This is a genomic window from Brevundimonas sp. AC546, from assembly GCF_979258305.1.
Map to the genome: position 1 here is coordinate 1410488 of NZ_OZ409849.1, position 19381 is coordinate 1429868.

At 67.5% G+C, this 19381-nt stretch carries 22 protein-coding genes and 1 other RNA gene; 9 read left to right on the top strand and 14 right to left on the bottom strand.

What is annotated here, in order from left to right:
- Window positions 1-102 precede the first annotated feature (102 nt).
- Both ACZZZD_RS06985 and ACZZZD_RS06990 read right to left on the bottom strand, forming a co-directional pair.
- Window positions 103-294 carry a hypothetical protein gene (locus ACZZZD_RS06985; protein ID WP_463433848.1) on the bottom strand — a complete coding sequence of 64 codons (192 nt, stop codon included), beginning with the start codon at window positions 292-294 and terminating at the stop codon, window positions 103-105.
- 57 nt (window positions 295-351) lie between these two features.
- Window positions 352-777 carry a hypothetical protein gene (locus ACZZZD_RS06990; RefSeq protein WP_463433849.1) on the bottom strand — a complete coding sequence of 142 codons (426 nt, stop codon included), beginning with the start codon at window positions 775-777 and terminating at the stop codon, window positions 352-354.
- Between the two features lie 74 nt (window positions 778-851).
- Here ACZZZD_RS06990 and ACZZZD_RS06995 point away from each other — a divergent pair, with 74 nt between their 5' ends.
- On the top strand, window positions 852-1649 hold the full coding sequence (locus tag ACZZZD_RS06995) for a hypothetical protein (RefSeq protein WP_463433850.1): 798 nt from the start codon (window positions 852-854) through the stop codon (window positions 1647-1649).
- A gap of 3 nt (window positions 1650-1652) precedes the next feature.
- Here the strand turns inward: ACZZZD_RS06995 and ACZZZD_RS07000 are convergent, their stop codons facing one another.
- Window positions 1653-1904: a Tat pathway signal protein gene (locus ACZZZD_RS07000; RefSeq protein WP_463433851.1), complete on the bottom strand. Its 252-nt coding sequence runs from the start codon at window positions 1902-1904 to the stop codon at window positions 1653-1655.
- Window positions 1901-2041: a hypothetical protein gene (locus ACZZZD_RS07005; RefSeq protein WP_463433852.1), complete on the bottom strand. Its 141-nt coding sequence runs from the start codon at window positions 2039-2041 to the stop codon at window positions 1901-1903. The genes ACZZZD_RS07000 and ACZZZD_RS07005 overlap by 4 nt, the downstream gene beginning before the upstream one ends.
- A gap of 110 nt (window positions 2042-2151) precedes the next feature.
- Here ACZZZD_RS07005 and purL point away from each other — a divergent pair, with 110 nt between their 5' ends.
- The 3 genes from purL (at window position 2152) to ACZZZD_RS07020 (ending at window position 7521) form a co-directional block, all read left to right on the top strand.
- Window positions 2152-4380: a phosphoribosylformylglycinamidine synthase subunit PurL gene (gene purL, locus ACZZZD_RS07010; RefSeq protein ID WP_463433853.1), complete on the top strand. Its 2229-nt coding sequence runs from the start codon at window positions 2152-2154 to the stop codon at window positions 4378-4380.
- Complete coding sequence (locus ACZZZD_RS07015; RefSeq protein ID WP_463433854.1) at window positions 4377-5462, top strand: glycosyltransferase family 4 protein; 1086 nt, start codon at window positions 4377-4379, stop codon at window positions 5460-5462. Before purL ends, ACZZZD_RS07015 begins: the two co-directional genes overlap by 4 nt.
- A 637-nt stretch (window positions 5463-6099) precedes the next feature.
- Complete coding sequence (locus tag ACZZZD_RS07020; protein ID WP_463433855.1) at window positions 6100-7521, top strand: cytochrome P450; 1422 nt, start codon at window positions 6100-6102, stop codon at window positions 7519-7521.
- Here the strand turns inward: ACZZZD_RS07020 and ACZZZD_RS07025 are convergent.
- From ACZZZD_RS07025 to ACZZZD_RS07065, 9 genes are all read right to left on the bottom strand, one after another.
- Window positions 7494-7814 (bottom strand): BlaI/MecI/CopY family transcriptional regulator, encoded by a 321-nt coding sequence (locus ACZZZD_RS07025; RefSeq protein ID WP_463433856.1) that lies wholly within the window; start codon window positions 7812-7814, stop codon window positions 7494-7496. The two genes, ACZZZD_RS07020 and ACZZZD_RS07025, sit on opposite strands and share 28 nt — an antisense overlap.
- On the bottom strand, window positions 7811-8128 hold the full coding sequence (locus ACZZZD_RS07030) for a MotA/TolQ/ExbB proton channel family protein (protein WP_463433857.1): 318 nt from the start codon (window positions 8126-8128) through the stop codon (window positions 7811-7813). Before ACZZZD_RS07030 ends, ACZZZD_RS07025 begins: the two co-directional genes overlap by 4 nt.
- Before the next feature lie 200 nt (window positions 8129-8328).
- The gene (locus ACZZZD_RS07035; protein ID WP_463433858.1) at window positions 8329-9150 is read right to left on the bottom strand and encodes a TIGR00282 family metallophosphoesterase; all 822 of its coding nucleotides are present in this window, start codon (window positions 9148-9150) and stop codon (window positions 8329-8331) included.
- Entirely contained in the window at window positions 9147-9569 is a 423-nt protein-coding gene (locus ACZZZD_RS07040; protein ID WP_426024225.1) for a type II toxin-antitoxin system VapC family toxin, read from the bottom strand. The genes ACZZZD_RS07035 and ACZZZD_RS07040 overlap by 4 nt, the downstream gene beginning before the upstream one ends.
- Before the next feature lies 1 nt (window position 9570).
- On the bottom strand, window positions 9571-9807 hold the full coding sequence (gene vapB / locus ACZZZD_RS07045; RefSeq protein WP_463433859.1) for an AbrB/MazE/SpoVT family DNA-binding domain-containing protein: 237 nt from the start codon (window positions 9805-9807) through the stop codon (window positions 9571-9573).
- Window positions 9808-9838: 31 nt separating this feature from the next.
- Window positions 9839-10396 carry a 5-formyltetrahydrofolate cyclo-ligase gene (locus tag ACZZZD_RS07050; protein WP_463433860.1) on the bottom strand — a complete coding sequence of 186 codons (558 nt, stop codon included), beginning with the start codon at window positions 10394-10396 and terminating at the stop codon, window positions 9839-9841.
- 252 nt (window positions 10397-10648) lie between these two features.
- Window positions 10649-10811: non-coding RNA, 6S RNA (ssrS, locus tag ACZZZD_RS07055), on the bottom strand.
- Window positions 10812-10874: 63 nt separating this feature from the next.
- Window positions 10875-11195: a cell division protein ZapA gene (locus ACZZZD_RS07060; protein ID WP_463433861.1), complete on the bottom strand. Its 321-nt coding sequence runs from the start codon at window positions 11193-11195 to the stop codon at window positions 10875-10877.
- On the bottom strand, window positions 11195-11473 hold the full coding sequence (locus tag ACZZZD_RS07065; protein WP_463433862.1) for a hypothetical protein: 279 nt from the start codon (window positions 11471-11473) through the stop codon (window positions 11195-11197). Before ACZZZD_RS07065 ends, ACZZZD_RS07060 begins: the two co-directional genes overlap by 1 nt.
- 94 nt (window positions 11474-11567) lie before the next feature.
- Here ACZZZD_RS07065 and tkt point away from each other — a divergent pair, with 94 nt between their 5' ends.
- The 5 genes from tkt to ACZZZD_RS07090 all read left to right on the top strand — a co-directional run bounded on the left by tkt (window position 11568) and on the right by ACZZZD_RS07090 (window position 17953).
- On the top strand, window positions 11568-13559 hold the full coding sequence (gene tkt, locus ACZZZD_RS07070) for a transketolase (protein ID WP_463433863.1): 1992 nt from the start codon (window positions 11568-11570) through the stop codon (window positions 13557-13559).
- Between the two features lie 229 nt (window positions 13560-13788).
- Window positions 13789-14181, top strand: a complete 393-nt coding sequence (locus tag ACZZZD_RS07075; RefSeq protein WP_463433864.1) for a VOC family protein — start codon at window positions 13789-13791, stop codon at window positions 14179-14181.
- A 5-nt stretch (window positions 14182-14186) separates the two neighbouring features.
- A complete protein-coding gene (purT, locus tag ACZZZD_RS07080; protein WP_463433865.1) occupies window positions 14187-15383 on the top strand; it encodes a formate-dependent phosphoribosylglycinamide formyltransferase in 1197 nt (398 codons plus the stop codon).
- 256 nt (window positions 15384-15639) lie between these two features.
- Window positions 15640-17727, top strand: a complete 2088-nt coding sequence (locus ACZZZD_RS07085; RefSeq protein ID WP_463433866.1) for a carbon starvation CstA family protein — start codon at window positions 15640-15642, stop codon at window positions 17725-17727.
- The gene (locus tag ACZZZD_RS07090) at window positions 17720-17953 is read left to right on the top strand and encodes a YbdD/YjiX family protein (protein ID WP_463433867.1); all 234 of its coding nucleotides are present in this window, start codon (window positions 17720-17722) and stop codon (window positions 17951-17953) included. The genes ACZZZD_RS07085 and ACZZZD_RS07090 overlap by 8 nt, the downstream gene beginning before the upstream one ends.
- A 158-nt stretch (window positions 17954-18111) precedes the next feature.
- On the opposite strand, the gene ACZZZD_RS07095 is transcribed toward ACZZZD_RS07090, so the two are convergent.
- Window positions 18112-19314: a S41 family peptidase gene (locus ACZZZD_RS07095; protein ID WP_463433868.1), complete on the bottom strand. Its 1203-nt coding sequence runs from the start codon at window positions 19312-19314 to the stop codon at window positions 18112-18114.
- Between the last annotated feature and the right edge of the window lie 67 nt (window positions 19315-19381).

Genomic DNA, 19381 nt, shown 5'->3' on the forward strand with positions numbered 1-19381 from the left:
CTGCATCAGACTGACGGACGAGGCGGCGGCGATAGGACGTCCGCTCGCCGGGCGCATGATCCGCTTCGCCGTCAACTTCAAGATGGAGCCCTGAACGCGGTCTCAGATGTCCTTGATCTGGGCGCGTCCGTCCGAAAGGTCTGCGGCCTCGTCGTCTTCGTCGTCGAACGCCTTTTCGCCGGCTTCCCGCTGAGCGGCCAGTTCGCGGGCGCCGACGCCAAGGCCTTGTTCGATGGCCCGGTTGGCCTCGACTTCTTCTTCGAGCGAGGGTTGGTCGTTGTCGATGTCGGCCATGGGAGTTTCCTGTGTTGAGGGATCATCCTGACAACCGTTCGGTCCTGGCGATTGTTCCTACCGACCGAAAAACGGCTCCAGGCTGGCGCGCGACAGGGGGCGGAAGATAAGGAACTGGCCGCCGACCGTCACGGTGATCTCGTGCGCCTGGGGGCGTTGCATCAGGGCGGGATCGTCCAGAGACACCGCACGACCCGAGGCGATGTCGCGCGCATCCAGCGGCGGCAGGGTCAACCGACCCTCAGCCGAGGCCAGGGCCGACAGAAAGCCGCGCACCTCATTGGCCTGTTGCTCGGACGTCAGGGCGGCGCGGACGCGCGTCCATGCCGCCTGGACCGGCGCCGTCAGGGTCGAGGCGGTTTGCGCCCGTCCCTCGCCCGCTATCGCAACGGCGGCGAACGCGGCGAGGCACAGACAAAAAAGGCGAACCCGGAGCGTCATGTCCCACAGCATGAGGCCGCCGGTCGCCAATGCAAGCTTCACTTTTCTGGCGTTCGGGGTGAACCTTCTGTCGGTCCGGCGCGTAAAGGGCCGATAAGCGTCGCACTGGAACCCGAATGTCCTCCATCATCCGCCCCACGCCCCGCCAGCGCACCCGACGACTGGTGGTCCTGGCCGCCGCCCTGTTCGCCATCGTCGTGCCCCTGGTCCAGAACCTGGCCGGCCTGGGCCTGACGCAGGCCGAGTTCGCGGCGGACGGCAACAGCACCCTGCGGGTCGCCGGCTACGCCTTCTCGATCTGGGGCCTGATCTACATCGGCATCCTGGCCTATGCGATCCGTCAGGCCCTGCCTCAGACGGGCGAGAGCCCGCTGCTGGGCCGTATGGGCTTGCCGTCCGCCGTCGCCTTCTTCGGCATCGGCTTCTGGATCATCGTGGCGGCCATGAACCTGAAGGCCGCCAGCGTGGGGGTGATCTTCGCCTCGTTGATCGCCCTGCTGCTGCCGCTGCTGGCGGTGTCGGGCCATATTCGCGCGCTGCGGCTGATGGATCGTGAGCGCATCCTGCTTGTCTGGCCTCTGGCGGCCCTGGCCGGCTGGCTGACGGTGGCCGCGCCGCTGAACCTGATCACGACGGTGACGGCGTTCGACGCCCTGCCCGCCGCCCTGTCGCCCAGCCTGTGGGCCATCGTCGCCATCTTGGCGGTCGTGGTCGTCGCCCTGGCGGTGACGGCGGTTCTGCGGACGATGGCCTATCCGCTGCCGACGGCCTGGGGCCTGCTGGGCGCCTTCGTCGCCGAACAGGCGGACAATCCCGCCGTCGCCTTCACCGCCCTGGCCGGCGCCATCGTCCTGCTGGTCGGCGGGCTGCTGCTGACCTTCCGCCTGCGGCCGGGCGTCGAACGCGCCCGGTAAGGCTCAGGGTTTCGGCGTGTCGGTGACGGCGTCGTCCTGAGGGTCGTGATCGTCGGCCCCAACGTCGAAGGCGCCGTTTTCATCGAAGCCGACGCTGCCAACCCCGACCGCCGAGCCGGTCAATCGCTGACGCCGGCTGGCCAGCGCGGCCTCCGGCGCTGCGGCATCCATCTCGGCGGTCGTTTCGGGGTCGTTCGAGCGATCCATTTGCTGGCCTGAGGCAGGCGTGATGCGGTCCGTGTGGGGCTTGCTCATGCCGCATCCTCCTCGGTGTCTTCGGCCTGTTTCTGGGCCTTTTCGGCCAGGGCTGAGGCGCCGGCGTCATCGGCGGCGATCTCGGGCAGATCATCATCTTCGGGCGTCGCGGCGGGGTCGATAGGGGTGTCGGTCATGGCGGCTCCTGTGGCTGTCGTCGGAATCAACCGCCTGCGATGGTCGATGTTCCCCGAACTTGCGCCGTGCGGGCTGACATTTGGCCCATCTGCGGCTAGAAGCGCCGCCCATGAGCGCTCCGCAAAAGACCCCCGAAAAGTCGATGGCTGAATTGGCCGCCGAATACGGCCTGGCCCCGAACGAATATCAGGTCGTCCTCGACCGGCTGGGCCGCGAGCCCAACCATGTCGAACTGGGCGTCTTTTCGGTCATGTGGTCCGAGCACTGCTCCTACAAATCGTCCAAGATCCACCTGGGCAAGTTCCCGACCACCGGCGACCGCGTCATCTGCGGTCCGGGCGAGAACGCCGGCGTGATCGACATCGACGACGGCGACGCCTGCATCTTCAAGATGGAGAGCCACAACCACCCCTCCTACATCGAACCCTATCAGGGTGCGGCGACGGGCGTGGGCGGCATCATGCGCGACGTCTTCACCATGGGCGCGCGCCCGGTGGCCCTGTTGAACGCCCTGCGCTTCGGCGACCCCAGCCACGAGAAGACCAAACGCCTGGTCAAGGGCGTGGTGTCCGGCATCGGCGGTTACGGCAACTGCGTCGGCGTGCCGACCGTGGCGGGCGAGACCAACTTCCATTCGGGCTACAACGGCAACATCCTGGTCAACGCCATGTGCGTGGGCATCGCCAAGTCGGACAGCATCTTCTATTCGGCCGCGCCTTCGGCCGGCCTGTCGGTGGTCTATTTCGGCTCCAAGACCGGCCGCGACGGCATCCATGGCGCGACCATGTCCTCAGCCGAGTTCGACGACGAGTCGGAATCCAAACGCCCCACCGTTCAGGTCGGCGACCCCTTCGCCGAGAAGCTGCTGATCGAGGCCACCCTCGAACTGATGGCCTCGGGCGCCGTCGCCGCCATTCAGGACATGGGCGCGGCGGGTCTGACCTCCTCCTCGGTCGAGATGGCCGGCAAGGGCGGTGTCGGCATCGAGCTGAACATGGACGCCGTGCCCCAGCGCGAAGAGGGCATGAGCGCCTATGAGATGATGCTGTCGGAAAGCCAGGAGCGGATGCTGGCGGTCCTGAAGCCGGGCCGCGAGGCCGACGGCGAACGCATCTTCAAGAAATGGGGCCTGGACGCCGCCACCATCGGCGTCACCACCGACACCGGCCGTCTGGTGCTGAAGCATCACGGCGAGACCGTCTGCGACGTGCCCCTGGCGCCCCTGTTCGACGACGCCCCCCTGTACGACCGCCCGTGGGTCCAGCCGGTGCTGCAGCCCAAGCTGAACCACGCCGAGATCCCCGCGCCCGAGAACTGGGCCGATGCGGTGATGAAGGTGATCGCCTGCCCCGACATGGCCTCCAAACGCTGGATCTGGGAACAGTACGACCGCCACGTCATGGCCGACACGCTGCAGGATTCGGCCACCGGCGCCGACGCCGGCGTGGTGCGCGTCCACGGCACGGACAAGGGTCTGGCCGTCACGTCCGACTGCACCCCCCGCTACGTCCAGAACGACCCCTATGAGGGCGGCAAACAGGCCGTGGCCGAGGCCTGGCGCAACCTGACCGCCGTCGGCTCGCGCCCCATCGCCATCACCGACAACCTCAACTTTGGCAATCCGCAACGCCCTGAGATCATGGGCCAGATCGTCCGCGCCATCGACGGCATGGCCGAGGCCTGCCGCGAACTGGTCTTCCCGGTCGTGAGCGGAAACGTGTCGCTGTATAACGAGACCAACGGCGTCGCCATCCCGCCGACCCCGACCGTCGGCGCCGTGGGCCTGCTGCCCAACTATGACGTGGTGACCAACTTCTCGACCATGGCCGAGGGCGACACTCTGGTCCTGATCGGCCAGACGCACGGCGAACTGGGCGCTTCCATCTATCTGCGCGAGGTCCTGGGCCGCGAGGACGGCGCCCCTCCGCCCGTCGATCTGAAGCTGGAAAAGAAGACCGGCGACTTCGTGCGCGACCTGATCGAGGCCGGCGACCTGACCGTGGTCCACGACCTTTCCGACGGCGGCCTGATCGGCGCGGCCGCCGACTTGGTGCTGGCCTCCGACGTCGGCGTGACCCTGGATGCTTCCAGCGCGACCCACGCCCACATCTTCCTGTTCGGAGAGGACCAGGCCCGTTACCTGGTCGCGGTGCCGGACGCCGACGCCATCATCGCCAAGGCGCGCGAGGCCGGCCTGCACGCCTCGGTCGTCGGCCGCGCGGGCGGCGACGCCTTCGGCTCTTCTGGTGATAAGGGCGACCTGTTCAGCATCCCCGTCGCCCATCTGCGCGAATGGCACGAAGGCTGGATGCCGGGCTGGCTGGGCGACGCCGGTTGAAGATCGCCGTCGTCCTAGGGCCAGGCGCGATCTTCTGCGTCGAGAAGCCGAACTCGATCGAGACCGTGGTTCGCACTCTCGCGCGCTACAGCGCCGACCGGGACGATCTGACGATCTATTGCGACGCGGGCGCCGCCGATCGTGGCGAGCTGAAAACCCAGGCGGTCGCGCCTGGCCTTGGCCGAACGGGGCGGATCATCCGGGCGTTGCGTCGCGACCGCCCGGACTTCATCGAGCTTCATCAGCACGGACCTAGCTCGGCCCGCATCGCCCGCGCCTTCCCCGACATTCCCAACAGCCTGTATCGCCACAATCAAGCCAGCGGCGGGACCAACGCCTTGGATCGCCTGCGGTACGCCCGGCGGTTCCGCGCGTTCGACGCCCATGTGTTCGTCAGCGACTATCTGCGAGAAGCCTTCGCCAGTTCTTTTCCCCGCATGGCCGACCGGGGGTTCACCATCCACAACCCGATCGACGCCGACCTGTGGTCCGCGCCGGTCGATGGCCGCGGTCCCGTCATCGCCTTCACCGGACGGGCGGCGCCCGAGAAGGGATTCGACCTGATCTGCGAGGCGTTGGAAACCGTGCTGGACCGGCATCCGGACTGGCGCGCCGACCTGCTGGTCATCGATTGGCACGCCCATGCGGAGTGGGCCCAGAAACACGCTGATCGTCTCAGCCGCTTTGGCGCCCGCGCCTCCATCCGCAAACAGCAGCCGTGGGCCGTGGTGCGCGACACCCTGCAAACCGCCTCGATCGCCTTGACGCCCTCGGTGTTCGCCGACCCCTTTCCGCTGGCCGCGCTGGAAGCCCATGCGGCGGGCGCGGCCGTCGTGTCCTCGGGTCGCGGCGGTCTGAGGGAGGGCAGCGGACCCCACGCCACCTATGTCGACCCCCTCGACGCCCCTACGCTGGCTCGCGAAATCGAAGGGCTGATCGTCGATCCGGAAAAGCGTCTCGCCATGGCCCGTAGCGGCCAGGCCCACGTCCAGACCGAGCACACGCCCCAACGTCGCGCGGCGCAGTTGGACGCTCTGCGCCATCGTCTGATCCAGGCACGGAAGGCGCGCGTCGCTGTCTGACATGGCGCACGGGCGAAGAGATGGAGGGCGTTATGGGTAAAGGATCATATCTCGGCGGCGGAACGCGGGTAGGTTCTCCCCGCGCCAAAGCGACGCCGACTGGACGCGTTCGAGGTCGGAAACCGGAGCAACCTGTCGGACGGACGCAATCGTCACAAATCACGAAGGAGGAGTTGAAGCACTTCAGCTTTCGCCATCGATCCAAAGAGGCGTTTTTGGATGAGTTCGAACCGTGGCTCCGAGCCTGTTTCAAAAACGGCTTCACCAAGCCCAACCAGATCGCCAGCCTCCTGAACAAGGCGGGCAAGACCACCGCCTGCGGCCAACCGTGGACGCCTCATCTTGTCTGGTTCCTTCAACGCTTTCTGTTCGAGCGGCGCGAAAAGCGCAGGGCCTCTCAAACCGGTCCAGCGGCGCCGGCGCCCCCGTTTCGAAGCCGGCGGCCTCAAGCCAAGGCTCGAAGGACTTGTCCGCAGAAGATATGGCGCGGCTGCTCCATGCGATCGGCAGGTCGTCGCCGTCTCGTTGATTACGGAACGGTCGGGATCGTGGCGACCGTCATGAACGCATGCACCACATCAAGCGTTGAAGAGCGATGCGCCCGGTTTGAACCGGCGATTTGCACAGGGAGCGTCTTATGGACGCGACGACCGCCGACACGACCTTCCGTCCTGCGATACCGCCGCGCCGGACGGGCAAGCCGCTGTCGCTGCTGCCCTTCCTGTGGATCAGCTGGCGCGATCCGATCCAGATGTGGTCCGAGCGGCATTTCACCGAGCCGCAACTGCATGGCGACTCCGCATTTGGCGAAATCCTGGTGGTCAGCCATCCCGAGGGCGTGCGGCACGTCCTGACCGAGAACGCCGCGAACTACGAGAAGGGCGACCTGCAACGTCGTGTGCTGGGGCCGATGCTGGCCGAGGGCCTGTTGCTGACCGAGGGCGAGGTCTGGCGTCGCGCCCGGCGCATCCTGGCGCCCCTGTTCACACCCGCGAAGATGGCCACGCTGAACGCCCGCATGGCCGAGGTCTGTCACGCGCGGGTCGCCGCCTGGTCGCTGTCGGCGCGCGGGCGGGTGCTGGATATCGACAGCGAGATGTCCGGCCTGACCTTCGACATCCTGTCGGCGACCATGTTCTCGGACGAGTTGGGCGGCGAGGCGCGCGGGTTCGAGCGAGCGCTGAACCAGTTCCTGGCCAATGGCGCGCGCATCGATCCGCTGGACGTGCTGGGCGCCCCGGACTGGGCGCCGCGCCTGGGCCGCCTGGCCAGCTTCCGCTCGGCCCGCTTCTTCGAGCAGCGCGTCACCACGCTGGTCGAGGCGCGCCGCCGCCAAATCGGAAGTGGGATCGAAACCGGCGACACTCCGCCGGCCGATTTGCTCAGCGCGCTTCTGCTGGCCAGGGACGAGAACGGCGGTCCCGGCTTGTCGGATGAAGAGGTCGCCGCCAACATCCTGACCTTCATCCTGGCGGGGCACGAGACCACGGCCCGCGCCCTGGGCTGGACCCTGCACCTGCTGTCGCGCCAGCCGGAATATCTGGCCCACCTCCAGGCTGAGGCGGAAGGTTTCGACGTCTCAGATCCGAAATGGGCCGACGGCCTGCCCTGGACCCGCGCCGTGCTGGAGGAGACCATGCGCCTGTTTCCGCCGGCCCCGACCATGGCCCGCAAGGCCCTGGCCGACGACGAGATCGGCGGCCAGACGATCAAGGCCGGCGCCACCGTCATCATCTCGCCGTGGATTCTGCAACGCCACAAGCTGCTGTGGGACGACCCCGACGCCTTCCGGCCGGAACGCTTCCTGCCGCAAAACCGCAAGAGCATCGACCGTTACGCCTACATCCCTTTCAGCGCCGGCCCGCGCGTCTGCATCGGCGCCGCCTTCGCCCTGCAGGAGGCGATGATCGCCCTCGCCGCCATCCTGCGCGTCGCCGACGTCGAGGCCCTGACAACGGTCGAACCCCGCCCGGTGCATCAGATCACCCTGCGCAGCCGCGAACCCATGCGGCTGCGTCTACGGGCGCGGCGTCAGACTGGCGCGTCGCCCGTCAAATAGGCGATCAGAGCGTCGCGGCGGCCGTCAAACAGCCTGTTAGCCAACGCCTGCACCTCAGTCTCCACATAGTCACGCCGCGTGATCATCGGCACATACCGCAAGAACCCCTCCGCGCGGTCGGACCTGACGGCGCCCTTGTGCATCAGGCGGTTCAGCAAGGTCTTGATGGTGGCGTCGCCCCAGTCCTGATGACGGCGCACCTCTTCCAACAACTGTTTCGACGGCAGGGGGCCGCGCCGCCACAGGGCGGTCAGCACCGCGCTCTCGGCCTCCGTGACGGCAGGTTGACTCACGCCCGCAGCACCACGCGGTCGATGCGCGCCTCCACGACCCAGTTGCAGATGACCGCTACCACGCCGACCAGAAGTCCCAGAGACAGCACCAGGGTCGCCTCGGCCAATCCCGGCGCAAACACCGCCAGCGGCAATGACTTTCCGACCGAGGCGATGCCGATGAAGGACCAGAGCGCATTGAGCGTGGCGCCCAGAAGCCCCAGCAACGGCCCGCCCAGCCGCAGAGCCGAAAGATAGGCCGAGCCTCCGGACACATCGCGCGCGACGGTCTTGCGAATGGTGACGATGACTGCGGCGATCAGGGAGACCGCCAACACCAAGATCATCAACTTTATCGGCACGGCCGCGTCAGCAAAGATGGACGTCGGCGTAAGACCCTCAGCCGCCAGCGCTGGAGACGACAACCCAGCGACTGCGAGGGAAATCAACATTAGCAGATAGGTGCGAGGCATGAGTCTCTCCTGAACTACATATGTAGTTCAGACAATCTACATACGTAATATTTCATGTCAAGTCAGAGGACTGGCACCGTCTGGGACAATCGTCCGCCGACGCGGATGGGCTCGACGCGCGTCGCCAAGCCTGTCCTGTCGTCCGTCTCGACGAAGACGCCGCACACCGTCGCCGGACCAGAGGCGGGCATGTAGCGACCGCCCGAGATGCGGGTGGTGAAGCGCCGCAGCGGCTCTTCCTTCTCGTTGCCGATCACGCTGTCATAGTCGCAGCACCCCCCGGCGTCGGTCTGATACGCCGTGCCGCCGGGCAGTATCTGACAGTCGGCGGTCGGGACGTGGGTGTGGGTGCCGACGACCAGCGAGGCGCGCCCGTCGCAGAAATGCCCCATGGCCATCTTCTCGGACGTGACCTCGGCATGCATGTCGACGATGACGGCGTCGGCCACGGCGCCCAGGGGGGCGGCCGCCAGCTCGCGCTCGACCGCGCCGAACGGATCGTCCATCGGGTCCATATGCACCCGGCCCAGCACGTTCATCACCAGGACCGTGCGCCCCGAATGGGTTTCGAACAGATTGGCCCCGGCGCCCGGCGCATCCATCAGGCGCGGATAGTTGGCCGGCCGGATCAGGCGCGGCTCGCGCACGATATAGGTCAGGGCCTCGCGCTGGTCCCACGAGTGGTTGCCCAGCGTCAGGCAGTCTGCGCCCGCCATGAACAGCTCGCGCGCCGTGTTCTCGGTGATGCCGAACCCGCCCGCCGCGTTCTCGGCGTTGATCACCACGAAGTCGAGCTTCAGATCACGCTTCAGGCCCGGAAGATGGTCGCTGATCCCGTCACGGCCGGACTTGCCGATGACGTCCCCGAAAAATGCCAGTCTCATTCGTGAAAGCCTTGTCCCTGGCCAAGCCAGTTTTCGACCAGCAGGCCCTCGACACGCGAGAACTCCCGGATGTTCGCTGTTACGACCGTGAGGCCAAGGCTGCGCGCCTGGCCAGCCAGTAAAGTATCGAGCGGCCCGATTTTCTGCCCGCTCCGTTCCAAGCTCGCGCGGATATCCGATGCGTGGGCTGCGGCTTGTTCGTCGAAGTCCAGAAGGTCCAGACGCGCCCGGAACCTCAGCAACTCCTCATGCCTCAAGACAGGGTTTTGCGATTTGGCCACACCGACAAGCAGTTCGGTCAGTGTGACGGTGGACATCGATATCCGACCCACCGCCTCGGCGAACTTATCGCGCAAATCCGGCCCGCGCCGACGCAGAACATGGATGCAGATATCTGCATCAAGCAGGTAATCCGTCACCTCAGAACGGCTCGCGTTCCGGCCATTCGCCTTGGGGCTCGCGATCCGGCCAATCGGGGATGCCCGGCCGATCAAAGAAGTCGTCCCACAGGGCATTCAGCGGCACGAGGCGCAGGCTCTTGCCTTCCTTGATGACGCGAAGCTCCTTCACGTCGTCGGGAAAGGCGACGGCCTTGGGCAGTCGCACGGCCTGCGAGCGATTGGACTTGAAGACCGTGGCTTTCAGCGGGGCGCTCATGGCATGGATATCGCCCCAACGCGCGTATATGTCAATGGGATATGCCAAAGTCCGCATAGCCCGCCTCGGTCAGAACCCCATGCAGCCGGACATCGTGCGCTTCCAACTCCAGCCGCTCGACCTTCTGGCCGACGTAGGCGAAACCGATGCGAAGCGCGTCGGGGCGGGCGGCGAAGGTGCGGTCGTAATAGCCGCCGCCCTGGCCCAGGCGCCCGCCCTGATCGTCAAAGGCCAGCAGGGGCGTCAGGATCAGGTCCGGCGTGACGACCTGCGCCAGCGGCAGGGGCGCGGGGCATCCGGCGGCGTCCAGTTCCAGCGGTTCTCCCGGCGACCAGGCGCGAAACTCCATGGGGGCGTCGCGCTGGACCACGACCGGCAGGCACAACCGACGGCCGGCGGCCTCCAGCGTCACGGCCAACGCGTCCGCATCCAGTTCGGACCCCATGGCGCGATAGAGGGCCACGATCTCGGCGGGCGGCAGGGCGTCCGCATGATCCGCCGCGCGCGACGCCGCCGAGGGATCGATCTCGGCCAGGCGCTTGCGACGCGCCCGCGCGGCGGACCGCAGCTCATGCTTGTCCTGGATCATTCGGCTACCCCTACCAACGCCCCAGCCTAGCGAACCAAAGCGACACCCATGCAATAGCAAAACGCACTCATGCAGCCGAGCGACTCCCGCCGGTCAGCGCGCGCGCTAAAGCAGGGAGCGACCACGTCGCGAGCGATAGCGCACAAACGTGCTCATGCAGCGAGCCGCCGCGCGGCGAGCGATAGCACACAGCGCGCTCAAGCAGCGAGCGACCGCGTCGCGAGCGATAGCGCAAAAAGAGAGAGAGAGGTTGGCGGCGCCGCAAGAACCGTGAAGGGCGTTTAAATCCTCTCGAACCTGGGTAGCCAGGTGGGCTCCATATGCCCAGGCCCTCGAGCCCGGACAGGGACAGATCCCTTTGAGTGAATTAAGGTCGCGAGGAAATGTATGCCTTCGACGTGGGCCGCAGCAAGACCCGCCGTCGATCAAGATAGGCCTTTGCCGGCCGCTGCGCCAGCGCCCGCCGACGAATATTCGCCTACAGGCCCTGCGCGATCTTCTCGATCCGGGCCGCAACGGCGTTCAGCGCCTCGGCGACGCCGTCCGTCGAGGCCGGAGCCGGGGCCAGGGTGGACGGTCCCGCCTTGCCGCCGTTCAGGCGCGCCTCGTGAAGTTCGTCGGCCAGGATCAGGGCTGACATCAGGAACAGCCGCAGGTCCCCGACATGGCCGACGTCCTGGGCCACCTGGCGCACCTGGTTGTCGAACTGTTTGGCCAAGATCCGAACCCGCTCTTCCTGACCGTCGGCGCAACCCACCGCATAGGGCCGCCCGTTGACCTCGACCGTCACCGTCGCCATCAGCCGGCCTCGCTTTCGGTCTCATCGTCCTGGGCCAGGTTGTCCTGGCTCAGGACCTCGCGCACCGCCGCCGCCGCCCGGGCCAGGGCCTGCGACGCCTCGCGCCCTGCGGCCTCCAGCTCGGCGACGCGCTGATCGCTGACACGCGGCGCGAACAGGTCGTCGTCCGCGATCGCGGGCGCCGAGGCGGGGCGCGCCTTCAGCTCCAGGATCTTGCGTTCCAGTTCGGCCAGGGCGCGGTCGATACGCGTCCTTGCGGCCGTGGTGGCGTCTGCCATCGGTCGCTCCTTCAAATTGCGTATAGAACCCGAGGACGCGTCGGGGTAAAGCGGCGCGCCCCCTTTTTCCGCCTTCCCAACAGAGGTCTCCACCGTGACCGACGCCAAAACCGCACCAAAGGCCACGCCCGAGCAGATGGCGAACGCCATTCGCGTCCTCGCCATGGACGGCGTCGAGAAGGCCAAGTCCGGCCACCCCGGCATGCCCATGGGCATGGCCGACGTCGCCACGGTGTTGTTTTCGAAGTTCCTGAAGTTTGACGCCAGCCGCCCCGACTGGGCCGACCGCGACCGCTTCATCCTGTCGGCCGGCCACGGCTCGATGCTGATCTACGCCCTGCTGCACCTGACGGGCTACAAGGCCGCGACCAAGGAAGAACTGTCCAACTTCCGCCAGTGGGGCTCCAAGACCGCCGGTCACCCGGAATACGGCCACATGCCCGGCGTCGAGGTCACCACCGGCCCGCTGGGCCAGGGCCTGGCCACCTCCGTCGGCTTTGCCATGGCCGAGCGCCACCTGGCCGCCAAATACGGCGACGACCTGATCGATCACCGCACCTGGGTCATCGCCGGCGACGGCTGCCTGATGGAGGGCGTGTCGCAGGAAGCCATCGCCCTGGCCGGCCGCTACAAGCTGAACAAGCTGCACGTCCTGTGGGACGACAACGAGATCACCATCGACGGCAAGGTCTCCCTGTCGGACACCACCGACCAGAAGGCTCGCTTCAAGGCCGCCGGCTGGGCGGTCAAGGCCATCGACGGCCACGACATGAACGCCATCAAGGCCGCCATGAAGTGGGCCACGCGTCAGGACAAGCCCACCCTGATCGCCTGCAAGACCAAGATCGGCAAGGGCGCCGCCACCATGGAGGGCAGCCACAAGACCCACGGCGCCGCCCTGGGCGCCGCCGAGATCGCCGCCACCCGCCTGGGTCTGGCCTGGGATCACGAACCCTTCGAAATGCCTCAGACCATCGCCGACGCCTGGCACAAGGTCGGCCGTCGCGGCTCCAAGGACCGCAAGAAGTGGGAAGCCCGCCTCGCCGCATCCGGCCAGGCCGCCGACTTCACCCGCGCCATGAAGGGCGACTTGCCCGAGGCCGCCTTCGACGCCCTGAACGCCAAGATCGCCGAACTGATCGAGACCCAACCGGCCCAGGCCACGCGCCAGTCCTCGGGCGCCGCCCTGGACCAGGTCTTCGCCGCCATCCCCGAACTGGTCGGCGGCTCGGCCGACCTGACCGGCTCGAACAACACCTTCGTCGCCGGCACGCCGATCCTGGACGCGCCGTCGTATGAAGGCCGCTACGTCAACTGGGGCATCCGCGAGTTCGGCATGGCCGCGGCCATGAACGGTCTGGCCCTGCACGGCGGCGTCATCCCCTACGCCGGCACCTTTATGGTCTTCTCGGACTACAGCCGCCCGGCCATCCGCCTGGGCGCCCTGATGGGCGTGCGCGCCATCCACGTCCTGACCCATGACTCGATCGGCCTGGGCGAAGACGGCCCGACGCACCAGCCGGTCGAACACCTGGCGGCCCTGCGCGCCATCCCGAACCTGCTGGTCTTCCGCCCCGCCGACACGGTCGAGGCCATGGAATGCTGGAAGATCGCGCTGGAGACCAGGACCTCGCCGTCGGCCATGGCCCTGTCGCGCCAGAAGACCCCGGCCGTCCGCACCGTCGCCTCGACCGAGAACCTGTCGGCCAAGGGCGCCTACGAGATCAAGGCCGCTTCGGCCGCAGCCAAGGTCACCCTGTTCGGCACCGGCACGGAACTGGCCTTGGCCCTGAAGGCCGCCGAAACCCTCGAAGCCACCGGCGTCCCGACCCGCGTCGTCTCCGTCCCCTGTTTCGAACTGTTCGAACAGCAGGACGCCGCCTACCAGGCCTCGGTCATCGGCCGCGGCACCGTGCGCGTCGCGGTGGAAGCCGCGATCAAGCAGGGCTGGGAACGGTTCATCGGCGAAGACGGCGCCTTCATCGGCATGACCGGCTTCGGCGCCTCGGCCCCGGCCGAAGTCCTGTACGAGAAGTTCGGCATCACCGCCGACGCCGTCGTCGCGGCGGTCAAGGCGCGGCTGTAAGCCTGAAATCCTTCCCCGCTTGCGGGGGAGGGGGACCGCGCGCAGCGTGGTGGAGGGGGCGGATACAGGCGAGATGTATCCGTTGGCGCTCGGACAACAATGACCACCGCCGGTGCGAGGTCCGCCCCCTCCACCGCTTCGCGGTCCCCCTTCCCCGTTGCGCTTCGCTTCACGGGGGAGGATCATTGGAACAGATGATGAATCCCGTTGTCGAAACCTTCGTCGCCACATGAGCCGCATCGGCGCGATCAGCCTGCTGGTCCACGACTATGACGCCGCCATCGCCTTCTATGTCGGCAAGCTGGGCTTCGACCTCAGCGAAGACACCGACATGGGCGGCGGCAAACGCTGGGTGCGGGTCACGCCCAAAGGCGGCGAGACTAGCCTGCTGCTCGCCCGCGCCACGACCGACGACCAGAAGGCCCAGGTCGGCAACCAGGCCGGCGGCCGCGTCTGGCTGTTCCTCGAAACCGACGACCTGATGCGCGACCACGCCGCCTGGCTTGCCGCCGGCGTCCACTTCCGCGAAACCCCGCGACATGAGACCTATGGCAAGGTGGTGGTCTTCGAAGACCTCTACGGCAACGCCTGGGACCTGATCGAACCCGCTACCGGAGCCTGACCGCGATGAAACTCGGCACCCCGCTTTCCGACACCGCCGTCCGCGTCATGCTGCTGGGCGCTGGCGAACTGGGCAAGGAGGTCGCCATCGAGCTTCAGCGGCTTGGCGTCGAGGTCGTCGCCGTGGACCGCTATCCCAACGCCCCGGCCATGCAGGTGGCGCACCGCAGCCACGTCATCCCCATGACCGACCCCCAGGTTCTGAACGGCCTGATCATGGCCGAGGCCCCACACTTCATCGTGCCCGAGATCGAGGCCATCGCCACCGAGGTTCTGGCCGACATCGAGGCCGCCGGCATGGCCGTGGTCATTCCCACCGCCCGCGCCGTCCAGCTGACCATGAACCGCGAGGGCATCCGCCGTCTCGCCGCCGAAGACCTGGGTCTGCCTGCCAGCCCCTACGCCTTCGCCGGTTCGGCCGAGGAACTGGCCGCCGGCGCCGAGACCGTCGGCTATCCCAACTTCGTCAAGCCGGTCATGTCCTCGTCCGGCAAGGGGCAATCCTTCGTCGAAAGCGCCGACGAGATCGCCGACGCCTGGACCTACGCCCAGGAGAGCGGCCGCGTCGCCGGCGCCCGCGTCATCGTCGAGGGCCGGATCGATTTCGACTTCGAGATCACCCTGCTGACCGTCCGCTCGCGCGGCGCCGACGGCGAAACCCGCACGGACTTCTGCGCCCCCATCGGCCACCGCCAGGTCAAGGGAGACTATGTCGAGAGCTGGCAGCCCCAGGCCATGACCCCCGCCGCGTTGGCCGCATCGCAGGAGATCGCCGGCAAGGTCACCGACGCGCTAGGCGGTCTCGGCGTCTTCGGCGTGGAGTTGTTCGTCAAGGGCGACCAGGTCTGGTTCTCCGAGGTCTCGCCCCGCCCCCACGACACAGGCCTGGTCACCCTGGCCAGCCAGACCATGAGCGAGTTCGCCCTTCACGCCCGCGCCATCCTGGGCCTGCCGGTCGACGTGACCCAGCGCGAACCCGCCGCCAGCGCCGTCATCTACGGCGGCATGGAAGCCCAAGGCGTGGCGTTCGAAGGCGTCGCCGAGGCCCTGTCCGTCCCCACCGCCGACCTGCGCCTGTTCGGCAAGCCGGAAGCCTATGAGCGTCGCCGCATGGGCGTGGCGACCGCGCGCGGCGCCGATGTAGAACAAGCTCGCGAACGGGCGCGCGAAGCGGCCGGGCGGGTGAAGGTGGTGCGGGCGTAGCGACCGTCTCCTCCCCGCTTTGCGGGGAGGGGGACCGCGTAGCGGTGGAGGGGCTCTTGAAGTCCCATAGGCGCCAGTGATGCGGCGCAGAACCCCTCCGTCACGGCGCGAAGGCGCGCCGCGCCACCTCCCCGCTCCGCAGGGAGGAGATGTCTGCTCTCCCCCATTTCTACGACCTTAGTCGATTGGCCTTGTCCCGCATTGTGGTGCAAACCAAGGGTGAGGGCCGCAGTCAGCCGGCCGGGAGGGATCTGTCGTGGGCAAACTCAGCACACCCATAATTTTCGGCGCCATCGCCATCCTGGGGGCGGTGTCCCTCGGCATCATCGCCCTGCATCTGGGTGAGAGCATCAGCGCGGTCTGGATGGTGATCGCCGCCGTCTGCACCTACGCCATCGCCTACCGCTTCTACGCCCGCTACCTGGCCAACAAGGTCATGCAGCTGAACCCCGCGCGTCTGACGCCGGCCATGCGCCGCAACGACGGGCTGGACTATGTGCCGACGCCCCGCAACGTCCTGTTCGGCCACCACTTCGCCGCCATCGCCGGCGCGGGCCCGCTGGTCGGGCCGGTGCTGGCCGCCCAGATGGGCTATCTGCCCGGCGTGCTGTGGATCCTGGTCGGCGCGGTGCTAGCGGGCGCGGTGCAGGACATGATGGTCCTGTTCATGTCCACGCGCCGTGACGGCAAGTCGCTGGGCGACATGATCCGCACCGAGATGGGCAATATCCCCGGCATCATCGCCCAGATCGGCGTGCTGATGATCATGGTCATCATCCTGGCCGTTCTGGCCCTGGTCGTGGTCAAGGCCCTGGCCGAGAGCCCGTGGGGCACGTTCACGGTCGCCGCCACCATTCCGATCGCCATCTTCATGGGTCTTTACACCCGCTATCTGCGGCCCGGCCGCGTGGGCGAGATTTCGGTCATCGGCGTCGTCCTGCTGATCCTGGCCATCATCGGCGGTGGCCATGTCGCGGCCGACCCGTTCTGGGGTCCAGCCTTCACCCTGACCGGCCCGACCCTGGCCATCCTGATGATGATCTATGGCTTCATCGCCTCGGTCATTCCGGTCTGGCTGCTGCTGGCGCCGCGCGACTATCTGTCGACCTTCCTGAAGATCGGCGCGATCGTGGCCCTGGCCATCGGCATCCTGATCGTGCGTCCACATCTGCAGATGCCGGCCATTACCCCCTTCATCGACGGCACCGGCCCGGTCTTCGCCGGCGCCCTGTTCCCCTTCCTGTTCATCACCATCGCCTGTGGCGCCGTCTCGGGTTTCCACGCCCTGATCTCGTCGGGCACGACGCCCAAGCTGCTTGAGAACGAAAATCAGATCCCGCTGATCGGCTATGGCGCCATGCTGTGCGAAAGCTTCGTCGCCGTCATGGCCCTGATCGCCGCCACGGTTCTGGACCCGGCGGTCTATTTCGCCATGAACAGCCCGGCCGCCATCATCGGGAACGATGCAGTCTCGGCCGCCGCCGCCGTGGCGCAATGGGGCTTCCACATCACCCCCGGCGAACTGGAACAGCTGGCCCGCGACGTGGGCGAGCATTCCATCCTGTCGCGCGCAGGCGGCGCCCCGACCCTGGCCGTCGGCATGGCCCACATCCTGTCGGGCGTCATCGGCGGCAAGGCCATGATGGCCTTCTGGTATCACTTCGCCATCCTGTTCGAGGCTCTGTTCATCCTGACCACGGTCGACGCCGGCACCCGCGTTTGCCGCTTCATGATCCAGGATCTGCTGGGCGTCGCCGTGCCCAGGATGCGCGAGACCAAGTCGTGGGGCGCCAACGTCGTCGCCACGGCGCTCACCGTCGCCCTGTGGGGGTATTTCCTCTACACCGGCGTGGTCGATCCGCTGGGCGGCATCAATAGCCTTTGGCCGCTGTTCGGCATCGCCAACCAGATGCTGGCCGCCGTGGCCCTGATCCTGGGCACCGTCGTCCTGTTCAAGATGAAGCGCGAGAAGTTCGCCTGGGTTATGATCGTCCCAGCGACCTGGCTGCTGATCTGCACCCTGACGGCCGGCTTCCAGAAGCTGTTCCACCCGGACGTCCGCATCGGCTTCCTGTCTCATGCCCGCAAGTATCAGGAGGCCCTGGGCGCCGGCGAGCTGATCGCCCCGGCCAAGAGCGTCGGCGACATGCACCGCATCATCGTCAACGACTACGTCAACTCGACCCTGACGGCGGGCTTCCTGTTCGTGGTCATCACCATGGTCGTCTACGGCGTCCTGGCGTGCCGCAAGGCCTATCTGAACAACCGGCCGACCGTGCGCGAATATCCCGAAGCGCACGACCTGACGCCGGCCGACGAAGCCGCGGATATCGCTCGTGCTTAACCCCTCGAACGAGGACCTGCTCTGCCTGTGCCGCGACACCGCCCTGCGGTGGGGTCGCGGCGTCAGGCGAACGGCCGGTCTGATGATCGGCCAGCCGGACTATGACGCCTACATCGCCCACGCGACGGCGACCCATCCCGACCAGCCGCCGCTGGACAAGACGGCCTTCTTCCGCCTGCACGAACAGCGCCGCTTCGGCGGTTCTGGATCGTTCAAATGCTGCTGATCGCTCTTTGATATTCCGCTCATCCCGGCGAAAGCCGGGACCCAGCGTTTTGGGCGCTCACCCCTAAGCCAGAGCGCCAGCCGCCAATCCAACGCACCTATCTTGCGAAAGAACTGGGTCCCGGCTTTCGCCGGGATGAGCGGATAGAAGAAACTGATTTAGAGCGGGCCGGGTCGGTCAGCAGCGCTAGCCCGGTCCTCCGCCTGAAGCGCGGCGATGGCCGCCTCCAGCGTGGGGTCGTCGCCGGCGCGGCGCTGGGCCACGGTGCGCGGCGCGGCGATGTCGGGCGTCACGCCCCGCTTTTCCAGCCGTGTGCCGCCCGAGGTCACGAAGTCCGCCCGGCTCAGCGTCAGCTTGCCTCCGTCCGGCAGGTTGGTCTCCTGGGCGATCAGGACCGATCCCCCCGTCTTCTCGCCCACCACGATGCCGCGCCGCGCCTCCTGCAGGGCCGCAGGCGTCAGTTCCGCCGCGCTGCGGCTGCCCTGGTCCACCAGGACCGCGACACCGTTCGCCAGCGGGTCAGGCCGGTCGCCGCAGTCGCCGGCGGCCCGCAAAATCACCGCCCGGCCGCTGCGTCCCGTTCGCGTGGCCCAGGCCTGGTTGCGGGGCAGGAAACAGGTCAGCACCGATTCCGCCTCCCCTAGCCGACCGCCCGGATTGCCGCGCAGGTCCAGCACCACATCGACATCGGCGGGCAGGCCTTCCAGCGCACTGCCCATCCAGGGCCCCAGCCCCTTGTCGAACTGCTCGACCCGCAGCACCAGAACGCCGGGCCGCGACGTGTCGGCGGTGAACGGCTCGACCGCGTCCATGACGCGCGGGGTCAGGGTCGTCTCACGGCGCCGGCCCGTCTCATCGGTAAGGACCAGGTTCACCGGCCGGCCGTCGAACGTCTCCACGTCCGGTCCCCAGGCCTGGCCGTCCACGCTGTTCAGCGCCCAGCCCAGTTGCAGCCCCGCCTCCTCGGCCGGCGAACCGGGCCGGATGCGTTCGACGGTCCAGTCGTCGGGTGTCTCGCCCCGCATCAGGGTCAGGCCCATCACGGCGCGGCGGGCGAACTGGGCCTCCTGACGGCGCACGGCGGCCGGCGGGCTGGCGGCGGCGTGGCCGTCGTCAAGCAGGTCCAGCATTTCGTTGATGACCCGGTACAGTCCCCGTTCGTCGGTCGCCGCCAAGGCCTGCGGCCGGAACTGCGCCCGCGCCGCATTCCAGTCCACGCCGTGCAGGGTCGGATCGTAATAGCCGCGACGGACCTCGCTCCACACCCGGTCGAACACCCGCTGATTCAGGCGCACGCGGTCTCGCGTCTGGGGCGCGGCTAAGGACTGGATAGACAGGGTCGAACCGGCCGGTTGGGCCATGGCCGGGCCGCTCAACGGCAGGCCAAGCAACAAGAGGCTGACAAGCCGAACTGAAACTCTGACGCGC

Excerpts from the sequence above, each read along its gene's own strand:
- ACZZZD_RS07050 (WP_463433860.1), bottom strand. The coding sequence starts at position 10,396 with ATGATCCAGGACAAGCATGAGCTGCGGTCCGCCGCGCGGGCGCGTCGC.
- vapB (WP_463433859.1), bottom strand. The coding sequence starts at position 9,807 with ATGAGCGCCCCGCTGAAAGCCACGGTCTTCAAGTCCAATCGCTCGCAG.
- ACZZZD_RS07060 (WP_463433861.1), bottom strand. The coding sequence starts at position 11,195 with ATGGCGACGGTGACGGTCGAGGTCAACGGGCGGCCCTATGCGGTGGGT.
- purL (WP_463433853.1), top strand. The coding sequence starts at position 2,152 with ATGAGCGCTCCGCAAAAGACCCCCGAAAAGTCGATGGCTGAATTGGCC.
- purT (WP_463433865.1), top strand. The coding sequence starts at position 14,187 with ATGAAACTCGGCACCCCGCTTTCCGACACCGCCGTCCGCGTCATGCTG.
- ACZZZD_RS06995 (WP_463433850.1), top strand. The coding sequence starts at position 852 with ATGTCCTCCATCATCCGCCCCACGCCCCGCCAGCGCACCCGACGACTG.
- ACZZZD_RS07020 (WP_463433855.1), top strand. The coding sequence starts at position 6,100 with ATGGACGCGACGACCGCCGACACGACCTTCCGTCCTGCGATACCGCCG.
- ACZZZD_RS07075 (WP_463433864.1), top strand. The coding sequence starts at position 13,789 with ATGAGCCGCATCGGCGCGATCAGCCTGCTGGTCCACGACTATGACGCC.
- ACZZZD_RS07065 (WP_463433862.1), bottom strand. The coding sequence starts at position 11,473 with ATGGCAGACGCCACCACGGCCGCAAGGACGCGTATCGACCGCGCCCTG.
- ACZZZD_RS06985 (WP_463433848.1), bottom strand. The coding sequence starts at position 294 with ATGGCCGACATCGACAACGACCAACCCTCGCTCGAAGAAGAAGTCGAG.
- ACZZZD_RS07005 (WP_463433852.1), bottom strand. The coding sequence starts at position 2,041 with ATGACCGACACCCCTATCGACCCCGCCGCGACGCCCGAAGATGATGAT.
- ACZZZD_RS07035 (WP_463433858.1), bottom strand. The coding sequence starts at position 9,150 with ATGAGACTGGCATTTTTCGGGGACGTCATCGGCAAGTCCGGCCGTGAC.
- ACZZZD_RS07095 (WP_463433868.1), bottom strand. The coding sequence starts at position 19,314 with ATGGCCCAACCGGCCGGTTCGACCCTGTCTATCCAGTCCTTAGCCGCG.
- ACZZZD_RS07000 (WP_463433851.1), bottom strand. The coding sequence starts at position 1,904 with ATGAGCAAGCCCCACACGGACCGCATCACGCCTGCCTCAGGCCAGCAA.